20 protein-coding genes are annotated in these 20,607 nt (G+C 44.5%); 12 read left to right on the top strand and 8 right to left on the bottom strand.

Annotated features, from left to right (window positions below; translation table 11 throughout):
* The 8 genes from F0228_RS05825 to cobB all read left to right on the top strand — a co-directional run bounded on the left by F0228_RS05825 (position 1) and on the right by cobB (position 8,477).
* The gene (locus F0228_RS05825) at positions 1–639 is read left to right on the top strand and encodes a molecular chaperone TorD family protein (RefSeq protein ID WP_017059621.1); all 639 of its coding nucleotides are present in this window, start codon (positions 1–3) and stop codon (positions 637–639) included.
* Positions 640–717: 78 nt separating this feature from the next.
* Entirely contained in the window at positions 718–918 is a 201-nt protein-coding gene (locus tag F0228_RS05830; protein WP_008217926.1) for a twin-arginine translocation signal domain-containing protein, read from the top strand.
* A 10-nt stretch (positions 919–928) separates the two neighbouring features.
* Entirely contained in the window at positions 929–3,784 is a 2,856-nt protein-coding gene (locus F0228_RS05835; protein WP_171731164.1) for a formate dehydrogenase subunit alpha, read from the top strand.
* A gap of 11 nt (positions 3,785–3,795) precedes the next feature.
* Positions 3,796–4,404, top strand: a complete 609-nt coding sequence (gene fdh3B / locus F0228_RS05840; RefSeq protein ID WP_004742271.1) for a formate dehydrogenase FDH3 subunit beta — start codon at positions 3,796–3,798, stop codon at positions 4,402–4,404.
* Between the two features lie 13 nt (positions 4,405–4,417).
* Positions 4,418–5,491, top strand: a complete 1,074-nt coding sequence (locus F0228_RS05845; RefSeq protein ID WP_061034045.1) for a formate dehydrogenase subunit gamma — start codon at positions 4,418–4,420, stop codon at positions 5,489–5,491.
* On the top strand, positions 5,475–5,891 hold the full coding sequence (locus F0228_RS05850) for a hypothetical protein (RefSeq protein WP_004742273.1): 417 nt from the start codon (positions 5,475–5,477) through the stop codon (positions 5,889–5,891). The genes F0228_RS05845 and F0228_RS05850 overlap by 17 nt, the downstream gene beginning before the upstream one ends.
* A 374-nt stretch (positions 5,892–6,265) precedes the next feature.
* Positions 6,266–7,486, top strand: coding sequence for an ammonium transporter (locus F0228_RS05855; protein WP_171731163.1), 1,221 nt, complete (start codon positions 6,266–6,268; stop codon positions 7,484–7,486).
* 256 nt (positions 7,487–7,742) lie between these two features.
* Complete coding sequence (gene cobB, locus F0228_RS05860; protein WP_061033408.1) at positions 7,743–8,477, top strand: Sir2 family NAD+-dependent deacetylase; 735 nt, start codon at positions 7,743–7,745, stop codon at positions 8,475–8,477.
* A 124-nt stretch (positions 8,478–8,601) separates the two neighbouring features.
* Here the strand turns inward: cobB and F0228_RS05865 are convergent, their stop codons facing one another.
* The 6 genes from F0228_RS05865 to potA form a co-directional block, all read right to left on the bottom strand.
* Positions 8,602–9,390: a GGDEF domain-containing protein gene (locus F0228_RS05865; RefSeq protein WP_171731162.1), complete on the bottom strand. Its 789-nt coding sequence runs from the start codon at positions 9,388–9,390 to the stop codon at positions 8,602–8,604.
* Positions 9,391–9,487: 97 nt separating this feature from the next.
* On the bottom strand, positions 9,488–10,525 hold the full coding sequence (locus F0228_RS05870; RefSeq protein WP_008217941.1) for an extracellular solute-binding protein: 1,038 nt from the start codon (positions 10,523–10,525) through the stop codon (positions 9,488–9,490).
* A 180-nt stretch (positions 10,526–10,705) separates the two neighbouring features.
* Positions 10,706–11,740, bottom strand: coding sequence for an extracellular solute-binding protein (locus F0228_RS05875; RefSeq protein ID WP_061033410.1), 1,035 nt, complete (start codon positions 11,738–11,740; stop codon positions 10,706–10,708).
* Positions 11,741–11,887: 147 nt separating this feature from the next.
* On the bottom strand, positions 11,888–12,658 hold the full coding sequence (potC, locus tag F0228_RS05880) for a spermidine/putrescine ABC transporter permease PotC (RefSeq protein ID WP_008217945.1): 771 nt from the start codon (positions 12,656–12,658) through the stop codon (positions 11,888–11,890).
* The gene (gene potB, locus F0228_RS05885) at positions 12,658–13,515 is read right to left on the bottom strand and encodes a spermidine/putrescine ABC transporter permease PotB (RefSeq protein ID WP_061033411.1); all 858 of its coding nucleotides are present in this window, start codon (positions 13,513–13,515) and stop codon (positions 12,658–12,660) included. The genes potC and potB overlap by 1 nt, the downstream gene beginning before the upstream one ends.
* Positions 13,499–14,614, bottom strand: coding sequence for a spermidine/putrescine ABC transporter ATP-binding protein PotA (potA, locus tag F0228_RS05890; RefSeq protein WP_061033412.1), 1,116 nt, complete (start codon positions 14,612–14,614; stop codon positions 13,499–13,501). The genes potB and potA overlap by 17 nt, the downstream gene beginning before the upstream one ends.
* A 330-nt stretch (positions 14,615–14,944) precedes the next feature.
* Here potA and F0228_RS05895 point away from each other — a divergent pair, with 330 nt between their 5' ends.
* The 4 genes from F0228_RS05895 to ttcA all read left to right on the top strand — a co-directional run bounded on the left by F0228_RS05895 (position 14,945) and on the right by ttcA (position 18,568).
* Complete coding sequence (locus F0228_RS05895) at positions 14,945–15,760, top strand: membrane protein (protein ID WP_004742282.1); 816 nt, start codon at positions 14,945–14,947, stop codon at positions 15,758–15,760.
* Complete coding sequence (locus F0228_RS05900; protein WP_116870576.1) at positions 15,753–16,604, top strand: glucosaminidase domain-containing protein; 852 nt, start codon at positions 15,753–15,755, stop codon at positions 16,602–16,604. Before F0228_RS05895 ends, F0228_RS05900 begins: the two co-directional genes overlap by 8 nt.
* Positions 16,605–16,726: 122 nt before the next feature.
* A complete protein-coding gene (locus F0228_RS05905; protein WP_171761987.1) occupies positions 16,727–17,377 on the top strand; it encodes a DUF2987 domain-containing protein in 651 nt (216 codons plus the stop codon).
* A gap of 297 nt (positions 17,378–17,674) precedes the next feature.
* Positions 17,675–18,568: a tRNA 2-thiocytidine(32) synthetase TtcA gene (ttcA, locus tag F0228_RS05910; RefSeq protein WP_008221945.1), complete on the top strand. Its 894-nt coding sequence runs from the start codon at positions 17,675–17,677 to the stop codon at positions 18,566–18,568.
* A gap of 123 nt (positions 18,569–18,691) precedes the next feature.
* On the opposite strand, the gene uspE is transcribed toward ttcA, so the two are convergent.
* Both uspE and F0228_RS05920 read right to left on the bottom strand, forming a co-directional pair.
* On the bottom strand, positions 18,692–19,642 hold the full coding sequence (uspE, locus tag F0228_RS05915) for a universal stress protein UspE (RefSeq protein ID WP_171761988.1): 951 nt from the start codon (positions 19,640–19,642) through the stop codon (positions 18,692–18,694).
* A 132-nt stretch (positions 19,643–19,774) separates the two neighbouring features.
* Positions 19,775–20,521: an FNR family transcription factor gene (locus F0228_RS05920; RefSeq protein WP_017632474.1), complete on the bottom strand. Its 747-nt coding sequence runs from the start codon at positions 20,519–20,521 to the stop codon at positions 19,775–19,777.
* Positions 20,522–20,607 lie beyond the last annotated feature (86 nt).

Here is a 20,607-nt window from a genome sequence, read left to right on the forward strand (position 1 = left end):
TTGGAAACGAATTTGGATCAGGCACAAGAACAGACACTAAGAACTGAGATCTATTTGGTTCTATCCGCACTGTTTCGCAGCGCACCTTCTGAAGAGGTGATCGACTTTCTAAAAACGCTAGACATTGAAGCGTCTGAAAGCGCTATGCAAAAGGCTTGGATTGCCATTCAACAAGCGGCAACAGAATCAAACCGTGAAGCGCTTGAAGACGAATATCAAGATTTGTTCATCGGCATTGGTCGTGGCGAGGTCGTTCCATTTGGTTCTTGGCATCGCACGGGCGCCATGATGGAAAAACCATTGGCAGAGATTCGTCATGACTTAGAGCTGTTAGGCATTGAGCGTGACGATCAAGTGAAAGAGCCAGAAGATCATATCGCAGCACTGTGTGAAGTGATGGCTATGCTAACGGCTGAAGAAGAAGCACTACAACAGGCGGTATTCAATAAGCACCTTGGCCCTTGGTTTAACTCTTTCACGCGTCAGCTTGAAGGGGCAGAAAGCGCGAACTTCTACAAATCGGCCGCTCAACTGTGTGAAGCATTCTTAACGTTAGAACAAGTGCGTTTTAGCGTGAATACAAAAAGCAGTAAGCACAAATTAAAGATTGATGTGAAAAACGTCACTGATTACGAGTAATCGAGCAGTACGCGATTATATCGATAGAGGGGCATTAAGCCTCCAAAAAAAGATCTACCGTAAGGTAAGGAAGCAATGATGAAAGATAATAAAGATATAAATACAAGCCGTAGGGATCTACTCAAAGGCTTGACGACTGCAGCCGTTGCTGGTGCCGTTGTCGCTGGTACAACTAAAGTGGCAACCGCTTCAGAAACTGTTGAAATTTCGAAAGAAGACGTGAAGAAGACAGGGTATCGTGAGACGCAACACATTCGCGATTACTACGACACACTTTAGGAGATAACGGATGAAACTTGTCAAACGCTCCGATAGTGTGAGCAAAGAAACCAATCAGCTAGGTGTGTCTCGACGTGCCTTCATGAAAAACACTTCATTAGCTGCTGGTGGCGCAGTGGTAGGCGCAAGTCTATTTGCACCAGGTATGATGAAGAAAGCACAGGCTAAATCAGTCGATCCAGAAGCGAAAACAGAAGTGAAACGTACTATCTGTTCTCACTGTTCTGTGGGTTGTGGTATCTACGCTGAAGTTCAAAATGGCGTATGGACAGGTCAAGAGCCTGCATTCGATCACCCATTTAACGCTGGTGGACACTGTGCGAAAGGTGCAGCACTTCGTGAGCACGGCCACGGTGAACGTCGTCTTAAGTACCCAATGAAATTGGAAGGCGGTAAGTGGAAGAAGCTTTCTTGGGAACAAGCGATTGAAGAGATCGGTAACAAAGCGCTAGAACTTCGTAAAGAGTCTGGCCCTGATTCAGTTTACTTCCTAGGTAGTGCGAAACACAGTAACGAGCAAGCTTATGCATTCCGTAAGATGGCTTCGCTTTGGGGCACCAACAACGTTGACCACCAAGCGCGTATTTGTCACTCAACCACAGTAGCCGGTGTTGCGAACACTTGGGGTTACGGTGCAATGACAAACTCGTTCAATGACATGCACAACTGTAAATCGATGCTGTTCATTGGTTCAAACCCAGCAGAAGCTCACCCAGTAGCGATGCAACACATCTTGATCGCGAAAGAGAAGAACAACTGTAAGATCGTTGTTGCGGATCCTCGTCGTACGCGTACTGCTGCGAAATCAGATCACTACGTTTCTCTTCGTCCAGGTTCTGACGTTGCGTTTATCTGGGGTGTGTTATGGCACGTCTTTGCAAACCAATGGGAAGACAAAGAATTCATTAAACAACGTGTATTCGGCATGGACGAGATCCGTGAAGAAGTCGCGAAGTGGAACCCAGCAGAAGTTGAACGCGTAACTGGTGTTAGTGAAAAAGACGTATACCACACCGCGAAACTACTTTCTGAAAACCGTCCGGGTTGTATCGTTTGGTGTATGGGTGGTACTCAACACACGACTGGTAACAACAACACACGTGCTTACTGTGTACTTGAGCTTGCGCTAGGTAACATCGGTAAATCTGGTGGCGGTGCAAACATCTTCCGTGGTCACGATAACGTACAAGGCGCAACTGACCTTGGCGTACTGTCAGACACACTTCCTGGCTACTACGGCTTGTCTGAAGGTTCTTGGCGTCACTGGTCGAAAGTTTGGGATATCGACTTTGATTGGATCAAAGGCCGTTTCGACGACAACGCATACGGTGGTCAAAAACCAATGAACAGTGCAGGTATTCCTGTATCTCGTTGGGTTGATGGCGTACTTGAAGACAAAGACAAGATTCGTCAGCGCGAAAACATCCGTGCCATGTTCTACTGGGGTCACGCGGTGAACTCTCAGACTCGTGGTCCAGAGATGAAGAAGGCGATGCAGAAGCTGGATATGATGGTTATCGTTGACCCATACCCAACAGTCGCAGCAGTAATGAACGATCGAACAGATGGCGTTTACTTGCTTCCAGCAACCACTCAATTTGAAACCTACGGCAGTGTAACGGCGTCAAACCGTTCTCTACAGTGGCGCGACAAGGTTGTTGATCCTCTATTCGAATCTAAACCTGACCACGAAATCATGTACCTGCTTTCTAAGAAGCTTGGTTTCTCTGATCAGCTGTTCAAAAACATCCGTGTTGAGAACAACCAACCACTGATTGAAGATATTACACGTGAATTCAACAAAGGTATGTGGACGATCGGCTACACAGGTCAAAGCCCTGAGCGTTTGAAAGAACACCAACAGAATTGGCACACATTCCACAAAACGTCTCTAGAAGCAGAAGGCGGGCCAGCAAATGGCGAGACTTACGGTCTACCTTGGCCATGTTGGGGCACACCAGAGATGAAACATCCGGGTACACACATCCTTTACGATACGTCTAAGACGGTTGCTGAAGGTGGTGGTAACTTCCGTACTCGTTTTGGTGTTGAGTTTGAAGGTCAAAGCCTACTAGCAGAAGACAGCTACTCGAAAGGCTGTGAGATCAAAGACGGCTACCCAGAGTTCAGTGACAAACTACTGAAACAACTGGGTTGGTGGGATGATCTAACGGCAGAAGAGAAAGCGGCTGCTGAAGGCAAAAACTGGAAGACTGACGTTTCAGGTGGTATCCAACGTGTGGCAATTAAACACGGCTGTATCCCATTTGGTAATGCGAAAGCACGTGCGATTGTTTGGACATTCCCAGACCGTGTACCACTGCACCGTGAGCCGCTTTACACTCCACGTCGCGACCTCGTTGCTGATTACCCAACGTGGGACGACAAAGAAGCTATCTTCCGTGTTCCTACGCTTTACAAGTCGATTCAAGAGCAAGACAAATCTGGCGAATACCCGATTATCCTGACCTCTGGTCGTTTGGTTGAGTACGAAGGTGGTGGTGAAGAAACCCGTTCTAACCCTTGGCTAGCAGAACTACAGCAAGAGATGTTTGTTGAAGTGAACCCGAAAGATGCAAACGACATCGGCTTTAAAGACGGTGACGATGTTTGGGTTGAGGGTGCAGAGAAGGGCCGTATTAAGGTGAAAGCGATGGTTACACGTCGTGTGAAACCGGGTCTGGCATTCATCCCATTCCACTTCGGTGGTAAGTTCCAAGGCGAAGATTTGCGTTCTAAATACCCAGAAGGCACTGATCCTTACGTTATTGGTGAAGCTGCTAACACAGCAACCACATACGGTTATGACCCTGTCACGTTGATGCAGGAAACGAAAGTAACCCTTTGTAATATTCGTAAAGCGTAAGGAGTCTTAAAATGGCTAGAATGAAATTTCTTTGTGACACCAAGCGTTGTATCGAATGTAACGGTTGTGTCACTGCATGTAAGAATGAAAATGATGATGCTCTGGAATGGGGTATTCAACGTCGTCGCGTTGTAACACTGAACGATGGCGAACCAGGTGAAAACTCAATCTCAGTAGCGTGTATGCACTGTACTGATGCGCCATGTATGGCCGTTTGTCCTGCAGACTGTTTTGAACATACAGAAGACGGCATCGTACTTCACAATAAAGATCTGTGTATCGGTTGTGGTTACTGCTTGTTTGCTTGTCCGTTTGGCGCACCTCAATTCCCTAAACAGGAAGCGTTTGGTGAGCGCGGTAAGATGGACAAGTGTACCTTCTGTGCTGGCGGCCCAGAAACAGAGCCAGGTTCTGTTGAAGAGCGTCAAAAATACGGTGCGAACCGTATTGCTGAAGGCAAACTGCCAATGTGTGCTTCGCTTTGTTCAACTAAGGCACTGCTAGCGGGTGACGCGGAGAAAGTTTCTGATGTTTTCCGTCAGCGTGTTGTTGAGCGTGGTGCGAAAGGTGCAGGTTGGACAGACGGCAATGACCTTTCTTACGATGCGACTAAGAGCTAAGTAGGAGAGACATATGCTTACAATGTTTAAGCGTCTCTTCCTTGTTGTGCTGCCGATGTTGGCAGCACTAACAATGCTTTCTCCTATGAGTCATGCATCTGAGACGAACTCATCACAAACTCAAACAAGCTCTGCTCAAAGAGAGATCACACAACTTGCGGGTGCCGATTTCTGGCGACAAGTAAGAAATGGTGAAGAAGGTTACACCACATCTCAATCGGCTGAGCACGGTGTGTTAATCAGTACACCAGGTCAAACGTGGTACATATTGAAAGAGAAGTGGATGTCACCAGCCGGTGCCGTCGCTATCTTTGGCAGTATTGCTTTCGTAACCCTTATGTATGTTGTGATTGGCCCATTGATGTTAAGTGCACCAAGAACAGGCCGTAAGATCAAACGTTGGTCTCGACTTGATCGTGCATTGCACTGGAGCATGGCGTTTACCTTCTTAACACTGGCGTTCAGTGGTTTGATGTTGGTTTACGGTAAACACTTCTTGAAACCTTATATCCCGACTGATCTATGGGGCTTCATCGTTCTACTGGCTAAGCAGTATCACAACTACATCGGCCCGATTTTCTATGTACTGTTGATGGCGGTTCTTATCAAATGGTGGCGTAAGTCGATCTTTAAGAAAGTCGATATTCAGTGGTTCTTGAAATTAGGCGGTATGGTAGGGAAACATAAAGGTTCTCACCCGTCTGCAGAATTCTCAAATGCCGGTGAAAAAGCGCTGTTCTGGCTACTTATCGTAATGGGTAGTGTCGCTGCGATCAGCGGTTTGGTATTGGACTTCCCAATCTTCGGTCAAACTCGTCGTGATATGGAGCTTTCAAACTTAGTTCATATGCTGGCAGCTTTGATTCTTATCTGTGGCTTTGTGTTCCACATCTACATCGGCTTGTTCGGTATGGAAGGTGCACTAGAAGGCATGGTAACCGGTGAAGTTGATGAGACTTGGGCGAAAGAGCACCATGACCTTTGGTACAACGAAGTAATGGAACAAGAGAAAAACGGCGTTGAACAAAGCGCAAACGCAACAACAGAGAAAACGGAAGGGGTGAATAAGAATGAACAAACCTCATAAAGGTATTTGGGTTGCTTACATCCTAAGCTGCTTTACACCATTTACGTGTCTTATCTCTGGTGTGATTGCGATTATCTACGCAGGCTACCGTTTAGACAAAGGCGAAGATGGCGAAGTAGTGGATACCCATTACTACGGTTTGATCCGCTCGTTCTTCTTGAACCTGACGTTCTTCGTGGTGCTTATCGTAACGGTAGCAACCTCAAACGGCGTGTTAATTGGTGTGAACGATTACTGGTATCAAAACCATATTATCGATGACATCGCTTACTACATTCCATATGTAGGCATGTTGTTCGGTGGTGTTGCGATTGTGGTTTGGTTTATCCGCATGTATCAAGGTATGCAGCGTTTAAGTCAAAACCTACCGCAAAACCCGTCGACAGGACCAAACCTGTAGCGCTAACGCGTTAACGACATATCTAAAGAAAGCCCAGTGATTCATTTCACTGGGCTTTTTTGTTTTTGAGCCTTTAGAACAGTAAATAGTTTTCGGTCGCTCCCTGCATCAGAACCTACTCATTGACCGCTTCAATATGGTGCAACTCCCTTATTTGGTGCAATTGTCGGTGTGATTTTTCCTACTTTCAAGAACCATAAAAGTGCACACAAATATTTAGACTATAAAAATCAACAAGTTAAAAAGGAAATCTGTTGCACGAAAATTACCCTTCGCACTTGGAACGCATCTTGCCTTTACTGTTGAGTCTTTAATTACAACATTGAATCGCACGATAGCAGTGCAAATCAGATAAAGCGAAGGAGAATGCTTTAATGAGTGAAACGGTGACTCAAGTTCATAGTGCAGTACAAACCCTTACCCAAAGTTCAGACACTTTATTCCTATTACTCGGTGCAATCATGGTCTTCCTGATGCACGCTGGCTTTGCGTTTCTCGAAGTCGGTACCGTCCGAAAGAAGAACCAAGTCAACGCTCTGGTTAAGATCCTTTCCGACTTTGGTGTCTCCGCCATCGCTTATTTCTTTATCGGTTACTGGGTTGCTTACGGCGCTCACTTTTTTGCCGACGCTGAAACGCTCTCACAAGGTAATGGATACGAACTGGTTAAGTTCTTCTTCCTAATGACCTTCGCAGCCGCAATTCCAGCCATCGTTTCAGGCGGTATCGCGGAGCGCGCGCGCTTCTATCCAATCCTAATTGCAACGTTATTTACCGTTGGTTTCGTATATCCATTTTTCGAAGGCATCATTTGGAATGGTAACTTTGGCTTCCAGGATTGGCTAGAAGGCCAGTTTGGTTATGGATTCCATGACTTTGCGGGTTCAGTCGTGGTTCACGGCGTTGGCGGTTGGATCGCTTTGGTTGCCGTTTACTTCTTAGGTATGCGTAAAGGTCGCATCCGCGCGGGTAAACACACTAACTTCGCACCATCGAACATTCCTTTCCTGGCATTAGGGGCATGGATCTTATGTGTGGGTTGGTTTGGCTTTAACGTGATGTCAGCACAAGCAATCAACGGCATCAGCGGCCTAGTGGCGATGAACTCACTGATGGCAATGGTTGGTGGTATTCTGGCGGCGCTTGTTGCAGGTAAAAACGACCCAGGCTTTATTCATAATGGTCCTTTGGCTGGCTTAGTAGCAATTTGTGCAGGGTCAGACTTAATGCACCCATTAGGCGCTCTGATTACTGGCGGCGTGGCGGGCGCTTTGTTTGTTTACCTATTTACTTACATGCAAAACAAAACACAGATTGATGATGTATTGGGTGTATGGCCTCTACACGGCGTATGTGGTGCCTGGGGTGGCATTGCAGCTGGTATCTTCGGCCAACAAGCTTTCTGGGGTCTAGGCGGCGTGAGCTTTGCTTCTCAGTTGATTGGTACAGTCGCAGGTGTTGCTGTTGCTGTCGTCGGCGCGTTAATCGTATACGGTGTGTTGAGCAAACTAACAGGCCTACGCTTAAGTGAAGAAGATGAATTCAACGGTGCGGATCTTTCTATCCATAAGATCTCTTCTATCAACGAAGACTAACGTTATTCACTTGGTGGGTTAAAGCACATCAAGTAGACAACTGTTGAACAGAACTAAGCGGCTTCGGTCGCTTTTTTGTTTCTATGGATAGCAAAACAGAGAATTTGAGTAACAACCACCACAACTATCAAGCGAGTTATGTCACAAATAGCCAATGAATTCAGTTGCCTAAGACTATGGTCTAATCCCCAAAACTATTGTTGGAATTTGAACAGTGCTAAGCTGTTACAAAGTGACATATCTAAAAGGACGTTATATGCATTTCCCATATCGAAATATCGTAATTCTTACTGGCGCTGGCATCTCTGCAGAGTCGGGGATACAAACATTCCGAGCACAAGACGGGCTATGGGAAAACCACAAAATCGAAGATGTCGCGACGCCTGAAGGGTTCGTAAAAGATCCTGACTTGGTACAAGCTTTCTACAACAAACGTCGTCACGGCCTGCAAAGTGAGAGCATTCAGCCAAATTCAGCCCACAAGGCGCTAGGAGAGCTCGAAGACAAGCTTGATGGCAAAGTTACCATCATTACTCAAAACATCGACAATTTGCACGAGAGAGGCGGTAGCAACAACATTATTCACATGCATGGTGAGCTTTTAAAAGCGCGTTGCAGTGAATCCAATCAAGTTGTAGAGCATAAAGACGATATTGAAACGGGTGAACTTTGTCATTGCTGCCAAATCCCTGCACAAATGCGCCCACATATTGTTTGGTTTGGCGAAATGCCACTAAGAATGGGCGACATTTATTCCGCACTAGAAGAAGCCGATCTATTTATCTCAATTGGTACATCAGGCGTGGTATATCCAGCTGCTGGGTTTGTACATGATGCGAAAATGCATGGCGCACACACGATAGAAATCAACCTTGAGCCAAGTGCAGTAGAGAGCGAGTTTGAAGAGAAGCGCTACGGCAAAGCCAGTATCGAAGTGCCCAAGCTAGTGAGTGAACTATTGTCGGTTGAGAGAGGCTCATTAACCGCTTAATCAATACTGCCACACTGTCGAATGAACATAAAAAGGAAGCAAACGCATGTCTGACTACAAAAGAGAGCCCAGAGACGTGTTTGCTTTTTTTGATCTGATCGTTTGAAATCTTGTCTTGGGCCGATCAAACGTCAGCGACAACGGAGCGTCGTGCTTGCTTCATCGCATACATCGCTTTATCCGATTCTTCCAACGCTTGTTGAAAGTTATCTTGGTTCGTCACTTCGATGCCGTAAGAAAAAGAGATGTTTTCACCGTGAAGCAGGTTACTGACTTGGCTTACGAACTCACCACTACGTCCCAGTTGTGCTGTCGCAACAAACTCATCACCACCGACACGAAACACCATTTCATCTTCCAATACCGACTGACTTAATGCTTGAGAAAAGCGTACGATCATCAGGTCACCAACTTTGTGGCCCTTGCGGTCGTTGACCTTTTTTAATCCATCTAAATCGAAATAGATGAGCTCGAACTCCTTCAGCTTGATCGCATCAAACTTTTTACGATTGTATAAGCCCGTTAGCTCATCTTGCTTACTTTGATCTTTCAATTGAGTGGTAAGTTCAGTAATGCCATAGGCAAGAAGTAGGAAAGCTATCTGCAACAAACCATCTTCGAGAAAGGTATCGAGCAATTCATTTTTATCTGCCCACTCATCGAGGTATTTGAGCTCAGTGGTCACATCATAGAATAGGTTGAAAATAAGCAGCAGTGCGCCGTAGCGGAGGATCTTATGGGGACGAATAGCGTGACGAGCGACGTAATAGATGTACATGGTAATCACGAGCGTATTCGTTTCGAAGAACAGGTCGTAATTAGAATCTATGTGAATGAATGAGCTCAGACCGAGCATCAAGAATGACGCCACGAGCATCAGAGTCACAATCAATAAAATAGGGTTTGCAGGCATACTAAATCGAACTTTATACGGTTTAAGTCAACCCTATATAAAGTTTAGGTAAAAATAAAGCGGCTTACGCCGCTTTAGTAACCAATCAGTAACAAACTTAGTTGTTTACTTTTAGTTTTTGGAAGTACTCGTCATAAATAACGCTCGCTTCACCAACTTCATCTTGCCATACGCCGTTATCCATCACTGATTGTGGTGGGAAAACGTTCTTGTCTTCAGCAAACTCTTTTGGAAGAAGAGGGTAAGCAGTCTTCACTGGAGTCGGGTAACCGATCTCTAGAGCAATCTTAGCTGCGTTCTCTGGGCGAAGAAGGAAGTCGATCATTTTATGAGCCGCTTCGATGTTCTTTGCACCTGAAGGAATCGCTAGGCTGTCCATCCAGAAGATAGCGCCTTTCTCTGGCCAGATGATATCAATCGTTGCGCCTTCTTGGCGTGCCATGTAAGCAGAGCCATTCCAAAGCATACCAAGAGACACTTCACCAGCAAGATAAGGGTTCGCTGGGAAATCTGAGTTAAATACCAATACGTTTGGCATTAGCTTACGAAGTTCTTCGTAGGCTTCTTTGATCTCTTCAGGGTTAGTTGTATTTGGAGAGTAACCCAGTTTAGATAGTGCAATATGGAAAACCTCACGAGAGTCGTCCATCATCATCAGCTGACCTTCCCACTGTGTATCCCACAGGTCGCCCCAGTTTTTCACCGAAGATTTGTCTAGCATGTCTGAGTTGATACCAATGCCCGTTGCACCCCAAATGTATGGGATAGAGTAGTTGTTGCTTGGGTCAAATGGCTTATCTAAGTAGTTTGGATCCAAATCAGCAAAGTGGCTTAGCTTGGTTTTATCAAGCTCTTGAAGCATACCTTCTTTACGCATCTTAGAAACGAAGTAAGTAGAAGGAACCACCAAGTCATAACCCGTACCTTGAGTTTTTAACTTAGCGTACATGCTTTCGTTCGACTCGTAAGTAGAGTAATAAACCTTAATGCCCGTCTCTTTTGTGAAGTCTTCTAATACTTCATTTGGAATATATTCAGACCAGTTGTAAAAATACAGTTCTTGGTCAGCTGCGAAAGAGGGTGTAGAAAGTAAAGTAGCAGCACACAATGCGCCGGTATACAGTGTTTTTTTCATTACTGTTCCGTTCATTTGTTTGATTTGAAGTTGGGTAGTGAGCCCAAAGTAAAAGGATTCCTAAAAATCGCGATATATTATAGCAGCGATATAATAAAATAGGCAGCCTAAGCTGCCTATTCATTGATATTGTTGTTTTTAACCAATTGACTGTCGAGTAAGACTCGTCAAGTAAGCCAGTTATTGACCCGCTTTAAGCTTCATGAAGTAATCTTCGTACTTCACGGTCTTATCGCCAACTGCAGCTTGCCATTCAACACGATCAAGGTCTTCTTGAGACGGGAACAGAGCCGGGCTGTCTTTGAACTTCTCGTTAGACGCTTTCACTGCTGTTAGGTAACCAGTATCACGAGAGATTTGCTCAGCGATTTCAGGGCGAAGTAGGAAGTCTATCATCTTGTGAGCCGCTTCTACGTTTGTTGCACCAGAGCTGATTGCGAAGTTGTCAACCCAACCGATACCGCCTTCTTTAGGGAATACCAGTTTAATTGGTAGACCTTCGTTTTGAGCCGCTGCTGCAGAGCCGTTCCAAAGCATACCAAGGCCAACTTCACCAGACATGTATGGTGCACCAGGGTTGTCTGAGTTGAACACAAGAACATTTGGCATTAGCTTTTGTAGCTCAGCGTATGCTTCGTCGATCTCTTTCTCGTTGGTTGTGTTACCTGAGTAACCTAACTTGCGTAGTGCAATGTGGAACACTTCGCGAGTATCGTCCATCATCATCAGCTGACCTTCAAGCTCAGGCTTCCATAAGTCAGCCCAGCTTTGAAAATCTTCTGGATCGTACATGTCTGTGTTAACAGCCAAACCAGTAATAGCAACTACGTGTGGAATAGAGTAGTCGTTATTTGGGTCGTAAGGCTTATCTAGGTAGTTTGTATCTAGATTCTTAAAGTTGTTCAGCTTGGTTTTGTCGATCTTTTGAAGCATACCTTCGTCACGCATCTTAGATACGAAGTAAGTCGACGGCACAACCAGGTCGTAGCCTTTGTTGTGTGTTTTTAGCTTTGCATACAAGGTTTCGTTCGACTCGTAAGTAGAGTAGATAACCTTGATGCCAGTTTCATCAGTGAACTGTTCTAGAATCTCACTGTTGATGTAAGGTCCCCAGTTCATGAATACCAATTCTTTGTTATCTTTTGCAAAAGACGGTGCAGATAACATTGAAAGCGCACATGCACTACCAGCTAATAGAGTAGCCCATTTTTTCATTGACGTTAGCTCCAAACTAAACGTTGCCCGAAGGCAGTAGATAGAAAAACAGAATGGCAATTTACCATTCTGTTTATGATTAACACTTTGTAGAACATGAAGTTTGTTAACTTCTTATCAAGTTAGTCTCTGTATAGAGTAGGAGACTTACTTAATTTTCTCTCTCGCTAATAACTGAGAAATAATCACCAGTACTAGCGACACCACTAACATCACTGTTGCTAGGGCGTTGACCTCTGGAGAGATACCCACTTTAACCATAGAGTAAATCTTCAGTGGCAAGATTTCATACGTTGGACCGGTTACGAAAGAACTGATAATCACATCGTCCAGAGACAGTGTGAAGCTCAATAACCAACCCGCAGCAACCGCAGGCTTAGCAAGAGGCAGGATGATCTGTTTTAGAATCGTCCATTCACTTGCACCTAAGTCTTTTGCTGCTTCGAGCATTTTCACATCGAAGCCATTCAAGCGACTGTAAACCGTTACAACAACAAACGGCAAACAGAAGGTAATATGCGCAGCAAGCAGGGTAAAGAAGCCTAGTTGCACACCCATTACTAAGAACAGAGCCAGTAACGAGATTGCCATTACGATGTCTGGTGACATCATCACGATGAACAACATGCCATTGACTACACCTTTACCTTTGAATTGGTAGCGGAATAGGGCTACGGCTGTAAGGCTGCCGACAATCGTAGCGGCTGTTGCTGAGAACACCGCTACGTTAATCGAGTGCCACGCAGCCTGCATTAGGCTGTCGTTGTTAATAAGTGCGTCATACCACTTGGTGGTGAAGCCACCCCATTTCATACCAAACTTGTTGGCGTTAAATGAGTTCGCAATCAATACGATAATAGGTAGGTATAGAAAAGCGTATACCAACGCCATAAAGCTGAACTTAACTGTGCGACCCATTAGTCTAGCTCCACCTTCTTGTTCAATAGCTTGCCTGCTCGGTAGTAGGCATAAAGCATAATTGCCATCGCAACCGTCAGCGCAATACTCGTAGCCGCGCCAAACGGCCAATCTCGTGCGTTGAGTACTTGGCTCTTAATCACGTTACCAATCAGCAAGTTCTTAGCGCCGCCTAGCAAGTCAGAGATATAGAACATGCCTAACGCAGGAAGAAGTACTAATAAACAACCACCGATAATGCCAGGCATCGTTAGCGGTAGTACAACTTTCAACAAGGTTTGAAGCTTGTTTGCGCCTAAGTCTTTTGCTGCTTCTAGGTACGTGTCATCCAGTTTTTCAATCGCTGAATACAACGGCAGAATCATGAATGGCAGTAGGATATACACCAAACCGATCATCACCGCCGTTTCTGTGTACATAATACGCAGTGGCTTATCGATGATATCTAGCGCTAGTAAGCTTTTGTTCAAGACACCTTGAGTACCCAGTACAATCTTCAAGCCGTAGGTACGAATCAAAGAGTTCGTCCAGAATGGCACAATCACCAAGAACAGCATGAAAGGGCGCCATTTCACCGGCATTTTTGCCACGATGTAGGCAAACGGGTAGCCAATAATTAAACACAATAGCGTCGCGATAATCGCCATATAGAAAGAGTGCATCAGCACTTTAAAATACAGCGGGTCGGCCAAACGGATGTAGTTATCGAGAGTGAAGGTCATCTCGATCAAGTTTGCTTCGTCACGAGTTAAGAAGCTGGTACCGATGATCATGATGTTTGGAATCATCACGAACAGCACCAACCAACCTGTGATTAAAGCAACAATCGCGTTTTGTAAATTAAACTTCTTGCTCATCTTCTAATACCACTTCCCAGCTCTCAACCCAAGTTACTGCAACTTTTTGGCCCAGTGAGTGATCAACATCAGGGTCATCTTCGTTGAAGAATTCGCTTACCATTACGCGCATGCCAGATTCTAGCTCTACAACTGAATCCAAAGTCATGCCTTTGTAGGTACGCTCGACAATGTGGCCAACAATACCGCGTTGCTCAGACTCTTTAATCTCTTCAATACGAAGATCCTCAGGACGAAGCAATACCTGCAGTTTTTGACCAGAGGTGATGTCTTTATCGTGGTAGATAACCGACTCTTCACCTTCAATTGTCGCAACAATGCGTTTCTCATCTAAACGAGATGTCGCTGTCGCATCGAATACGTTAATTTCACCAATAAAGCGAGCGACAAAAAGGTTCTTAGGCTCTTCGTAAATCTCTCTTGGTGTTCCGTCTTGCTCAATCACGCCATCACGCATCACAATAATACGATCAGACATAGACAGCGCTTCTTCTTGGTCGTGCGTTACAAAAATGAACGTGATACCAAGCTGGCGCTGAAGTTGTTTCAGCTCGATTTGCATCTGCTTACGAAGTTTGTAATCCAGAGCAGACAGAGATTCATCCAACAAAAGAACTTTAGGCTTATTAACGACAGCACGAGCGATTGCGATACGTTGCTGTTGACCACCAGAAAGCTGGTGTGGTTTTCTTTGTGCCATCTGTTCTAGGCGCACCATTTTTAAAGCTTCCAATACACGAGGTTCAATCTCGCTGTTTGGAACTTTCTGCATGCGTAAGCCAAATGCCACATTTTCGAAAACGGTCATATGTGGGAATAGCGCATAGCTTTGGAATACAGTGTTAACATGCCTTTGTTCAGCAGGGACGTGGGTTACGTTCTGTTCAGCTAGCAGTATTTGACCACTATCTGCCGTTTCAAAACCCGCAATCATTCTTAGTACCGTTGTTTTACCACAACCTGACGGGCCTAAAATCGTGAGAAACTCACCATGATTTACGTTTAGATCAAGATTGCCGATGACTTCCTTACCATCGAAGCTTTTACTAATACCAGTTAGCTGTACTACTGGTTTTCCTACTGATTTTTTAGCGTTCAACGTCTGTTTTTCTCCACCTTGGTTCTGTTTGAGAACCTGTTGCTATACACCTTTGAGGCGCGCATCATAATCACCAAAAACGTGAAATCAAAGCATTTTTTACCATTCGAAGATAAAAAATTTCGCAGGTAAAAGTAAACATCCTTTACCATACTGTTATTTACTGGGTTTACGCCCCAACAAGTGTCTAATTATTAACCATTAAGACGTAAAAGCAAGCCTTGTTACAGATTCATATTTTAGTTTGTATCCGACATATGAGTATAATGAAGGTAATTTTTTATCAATAAGTTAGGTGGCTCAGTTTAATTGGCGCACCTAGGTATCACTATGAACAACGACATCGAAAAAGATTTTAATTTGGGCGGTAGTATCGACCGTGCACTTTCTGGCGATTATGAGCTCAAAGCAACGGCTGTATTCCAAGAGGCATGGAAACATACGGTAAGTCACTTTCTTTCGTTTTCCCCTGCGATTGTTGCTCTGATGTTCGTGCAACTGGCTATCTTTTATATCGCACTAAAACTGCAACTGGGTGACCCTGCGGTTATCTTAGACGCGGTTATCGACCCTGAGGCGTTTACGCCACAAATCGTTGAGTCCATTTTTATTGCCAACTTCAGCTATGAAGTTATCAGCGCGCCTATCTATGCAGGGATCTGTTTGATGGCGATGAGCCACGCAGCTGGGCTACAGACCAAAGTACGTCACATTGGCAAAGGCTTACAATTTACGATTCCAGTAATTCTTGTGACTCTGTTCAGCCTGATGCTTCAAGGTATTGCAGGTATGATTCTGCCGTTTCTGTCGATTTACTTCTCACTTGCATTCAGCCACTCAATCCTGTTGATTTGCGATAAGAAAGTACCACCAATGCAATCGCTTCTGCTTTCTCTGCGTGCTGTAAACAAGAAAATCTTCACCGTTGCTTCTATCTACCTATTAGTAATGCTGATGTTCATTGTCGCGGCAATGATGTACGGCATTGGCCTTATCTTCGTTTTACCTTTCTTCTTCCACGTGAAAGGCATTCTTTACCGTGAGATGTTTGGCATTAAACTCAAACTGATTGCGTCAGACAGACCAAAGAGCGACGACGACCACAACGGTAGCAACAACAAAGACCCACAGGTATTCGATGCATAACAACTCTAAATCAAGCGCAAGTAAATCACTTGCGCTAAAAGTGACAGCATTAGCCCTAGTTGGCTCGATCTCGTTAGTTGGCCCAATGCTTTACCAACAAGAAGAAGAGCGCAGGCGAGCGGGGCAAAAGGCCCCAGACTCAGAGCAAAACTTTGGTGACTTGACCGTCTCTTCTAATAAACCAGATTTCGCAGCGATTGAAGATGTAAATGAAAAGAAAGACACCTTCTTTTCTTATCTTCGCCCAAGTATCAACATCGAAAACAAGCGAATCACGAAAGAACGTGCGTTTCTAACCAAGCTTTCAGAAGCGGGGCTGAACAATGTTGACTCTGAAGATGCGTCATACGCAAAGAGACTAGGGAAACTGTATAGCCTGCCTGTACCTTCATCGGGCTTAGATGACGCTTGGCTGAAAGAAATGTTGAATCGTGTAAACGTGCTACCTGAAGCGCTTGTGTTAACTCAGGCAGCCAATGAATCGGCATGGGGTACATCTCGTTTCGCCACTAAAGCGAATAACTATTTTGGTCATTGGTGTTACACCAAAGGTTGTGGCCTAGTTCCGCTACAACGTAACGAAGGTAGCTCACATGAAGTGGCAACATTCTCTTCAAGCCAAGAGTCTGTGCACCGTTACTTCATGAACCTAAACCGAAACCGTGCTTATGCAGACCTAAGAGCAATTCGCGCAAAACTAGCGGCACAGGGCGACGATCTGTTAACAACCGAAACCGCAACAGAGCTCACCAACGGCTTGCTAAAATATTCTGAGCGAGGTTCAGACTATGTGACTGATTTACAAGCTATGATCCGTCACAACGAGGTATACTGGAAAAAGTAACTCGATTTGATAGTCATTTGGCGAGCTTAAACGGTAAGTTTGACCAAATAACATCACATAAAGAGCAGCTCATTGGCTGCTCTTTCTATTTATAAACGCTCAACTTCGACAAGACTATAACAATGAAAAAGACAGCACTCGCTTTATTAGCTTCTCTAAGCCTAGGGATCTCTTTACCTGCTGCAGCGCAAGAATACATGTTTACCTATTCTAAGCTTTACACACAGCTTAAAAACAACACCAAAGAAGGGCATGAGGACGTTAAAGTTGCGGTCTTCTTTGTCGATCAGCAAGCCCAAACAACCTGTCATATCAGCAAAGCTTGGATGGAAAAAGAAGAACACTATGAAGAGCTGAAAGTCTCTCCAGCTAACGAGCTTCTGCTACCAGTAGACCAAAACCTTCGTTCAGCAAACCCGCTTATTTTTGTGCAAACAAAAGAACAAGAGTGCGCATACTCTTTGGTTGTTATGACTAAAGCACCTTTAGCTGGAACGGTTGAGGTGGCACAGCTGGAAAACCTGTTACCACAGATGCAAGCAATGTTAGAAGACGTAAGCGGCATGTTCTCAAGCTGGTTCACACCGGAAATCCAAGGGTTAACACTTGAGTTCGCAAACAAACTTGAAGCTAACATCACGCTTTCTAACGGCAAGCAGCTCCCAATTACCCAAGGGCGCGCTAAGTTCACACTAGAAGAACTCAATGGGAGTGACAGCATCACGTTACCAGAAGCGACAACTCGTGTGTTACCTTACATTCCGGCTCAATAACCTTGGGTTAGGCTACTGACCACACGGCGTTAATCTAAGCAAAACATCGTAAAGCAGCCAACTCAAACCAAATAAGGCTGCTTTTCTTTTCCTACAACCAGTATGGTTTGCGCTTTTGAAGCTCATTCTTTATGAAAGATGAGCGGTTATCACTAGATAAAGTGGCATCTTTCAACCAGTCACCTTGTTTATCCTGCCGTTACTATTTCAACATGAAATAAAAATCCGTATAATCCACGCCCTAAAACAGTCCCACTAGCAATCTACAGTCAGTAATACGACGGTGTGAGAGTCGCAATGAACCAAAACGATAATAGAAAAGAAGTACTAGAATTCAACAAACTTCAGAAACGTCTGAGAAGAAATGTTGGAAATGCCATCATCGACTACAACATGATCGAAGAGAATGATGTGGTAATGGCATGTATCAGTGGCGGTAAAGATTCATTTGCGATGCTAGATATTTTGCTACGTTTACGTGAAGCGGCACCAATCAAATTTGATGTTGTTGCGGTAAACCTAGATCAAAAACAACCAGGGTTCCCTGAGCACATTCTTCCTGAATACTTTGAAACGCTGAACATTCCTTACTACATCGTAGATAAAGATACGTACTCAGTAGTTAAAGAGAAGATTCCAGAAGGTAAGACAACATGTGGTCTATGTTCTCGTCTGCGTCGTGGTACTTTGTACTCATTCGCTGAGAAGATTGGCGCGACTAAGATCGCTCTTGGTCACCACATGGATGACATCGTGGAAACTATGTTCCTTAACATGTTCCACGGCGCTCGTCTAAAGGCTATGCCACCTAAGCTACGTTCTGATGATGGTCGTAACGTTGTTATTCGTCCACTGACTTACTGTCGTGAAACAGACCTAATCAAATACGCTGAACACAAAGAGTTCCCAATCATTCCTTGTAACCTATGTGGTTCGCAAGAAAACCTACAACGTCAAAGCATTAAAGCAATGCTGATTGATTGGGACAAGAAGACACCAGGCCGTGTTGAAAAGATCTTTAAGTCAATTCAAAACGTTAGCCCAAGCCAACTGGCTGACCGCGAACTGTTTGACTTCGTAAACCTTCCACTAGACCGTAGTGGCGAGCGTGAAGAGTACGAATTCCAAGAAGCTGAAATTTCATCTTCTAACATCGATGAGTCAATGTTCATCGACGTAACGAACGTATAATAAGAATAATCGTTGTAGAGCAATAAGATGCGCCTACAACAGACAAACAAAAACGCCTCAAGCAATGCTTGAGGCGTTTTTTTATAAGTTGAACTCGCCGTTAAGTTCGTCTGCTTAAACGCATTAACCTTTCGAAAGGTTAGGGTCGAGTGGGCTCACGTAACCAGATGGCTTAAGCGCCAAAACATCACAGTTAATCTTATCGATAACATGCTCCGCAGTATTACCGATGAACACCGCAGATAAGCCGGTACGACCGGTTGTACCCAGGATTACCATTGCAGCGTTGTTTTCAGACGCGACACGTGGAATCACATCTTCTGGTAAGCCTTGCTCAACAACGGTCTGCTCTTCACACATACCGTGCTTCTGACGCAGTGCCTTCATCGCTGTTAAGTGATGACCACGAACTGCATCTGTGTAAGACGTAGGATCGAACTCAGGCAGTTCGATAGTGATATTCGCCGGAGTGACTGGGTAAGCGTTAACTAAGAAAGGTTCCGCATCCAAACGACCAGTAATCTCAAGTAATCGATCGACCATAGTATCGTTAAGTTCTAAATGCGCTTCCGTCTCTGAGCCTACGTGAACGGACGCATAAATTTTTGCGTGCTCTGGCCAGAAATCGTTTTTAACGAGCAGTACAGGGCTAGGGCATTTTCTCAATAGGTGCCAATCAGTCGGCGTGAAGATAACCGACTCCAAGGTGTCGTGCTTGCGCGTGCCCTTAATCAAGATATCGTGACCACCACTGTATACCTCTGCAATGATGGCTTCGTAAGGGCGGTTATGCCAAACCACCTGCACATTAAATTCGATAGAATTATCTAGATAAGGCTGTGCTACTTTGTTCATCCAGATTTCACGCTGATGAATCACGCCCTTGCGCATTGCGTCTCGTTCATCGACAGAGAGCATAGATGTCATTTCATACGAGAAGTCGTAGATAGACAAAAAGAAAGTGATATGGCTTGTTGAGGTGCTTTTCTTAGCAAGTTGGATAGCACGAACTAGAGCAGGTTGCTCATCGTGATTAATGTCTGCGACAACTAAAATTTTGTTATAGATACTCATAACTAAGCCTACTTTTCAGACCGAACATATAAATAATGTAGCGTAGTTATGGGGAGATTAAGAGAAATAAAAGAGGTTTTAAGAGAGAAACATGATGTAGCTCATTATTGAACTACATCATTGATATCTAGACTATTCTTTTGAAACGCCAGCAAGTTCCATCAGCGCATCGTGATCTTCGATAGTGATATATTTGCCTTTAACGCTCAAGATGTCTGCTTTCTGGAAACGGCCTAAAAGACGGCTAATCGTTTCAACCGTTAAACCTAGGTAATTACCAATATCACCACGAGTCATCGTTAAACGGAATTCACGCGGGCTAAAGCCACGTTGAGAGAAGCGAGTTGAAAGATTGTAAAGGAATGCAGCAAGACGCTCTTCTGCGTTCTTCTTAGAAAGAAGCAAAATCATTTCTTGGTCACCTTTAATCTCGTTACTCATCAGGCGCATAATTTGCTGACGCAGCTTAGGCATTTTTCCTGATAGGTCATCAAGAATCTCGTATGGGATTTCACATACCATCGAAGTTTCTAGTGCTTGTGCGAAACTAGGGTGTAGATCACCAGTGATCGCGTCAAAACCTACAAGATCGCCCGCTAGGTGGAATGCAGTAATCTGCTCGTCACCTTGCTCGGTAATCGTGTAGCTCTTGATCGTTCCAGAGCGAATAGCGTAGAGAGATTTAAGCTCGTCACCGGCTTTAAATAACTCTTGGCCTTTTTGAATAGGCTTTTTTCTCTCAATGATCTGATCAAGTTGATCAAGTTCAGATTCATTCAAAGTGAACGGAATACAAAGTTGGCTAATACTACAATCCTGGCAATGGATCGCACAGCCACCAGATTGGACACGTTTCGTTACAGGCTTTTCAGAAATCATAACAATCTTTCACTATTTGATATACGTCAATATTTTAGCATTCCTTTATCCAGTTGGGTAGTAAAAAAACCGGATTTAAAGAACGG

Origin of the sequence: Vibrio sp. 99K-1 (assembly GCF_013114585.1) — a bacterium.
GTDB classification, from domain to species: Bacteria; Pseudomonadota; Gammaproteobacteria; order Enterobacterales; family Vibrionaceae; genus Vibrio; species Vibrio chagasii_B.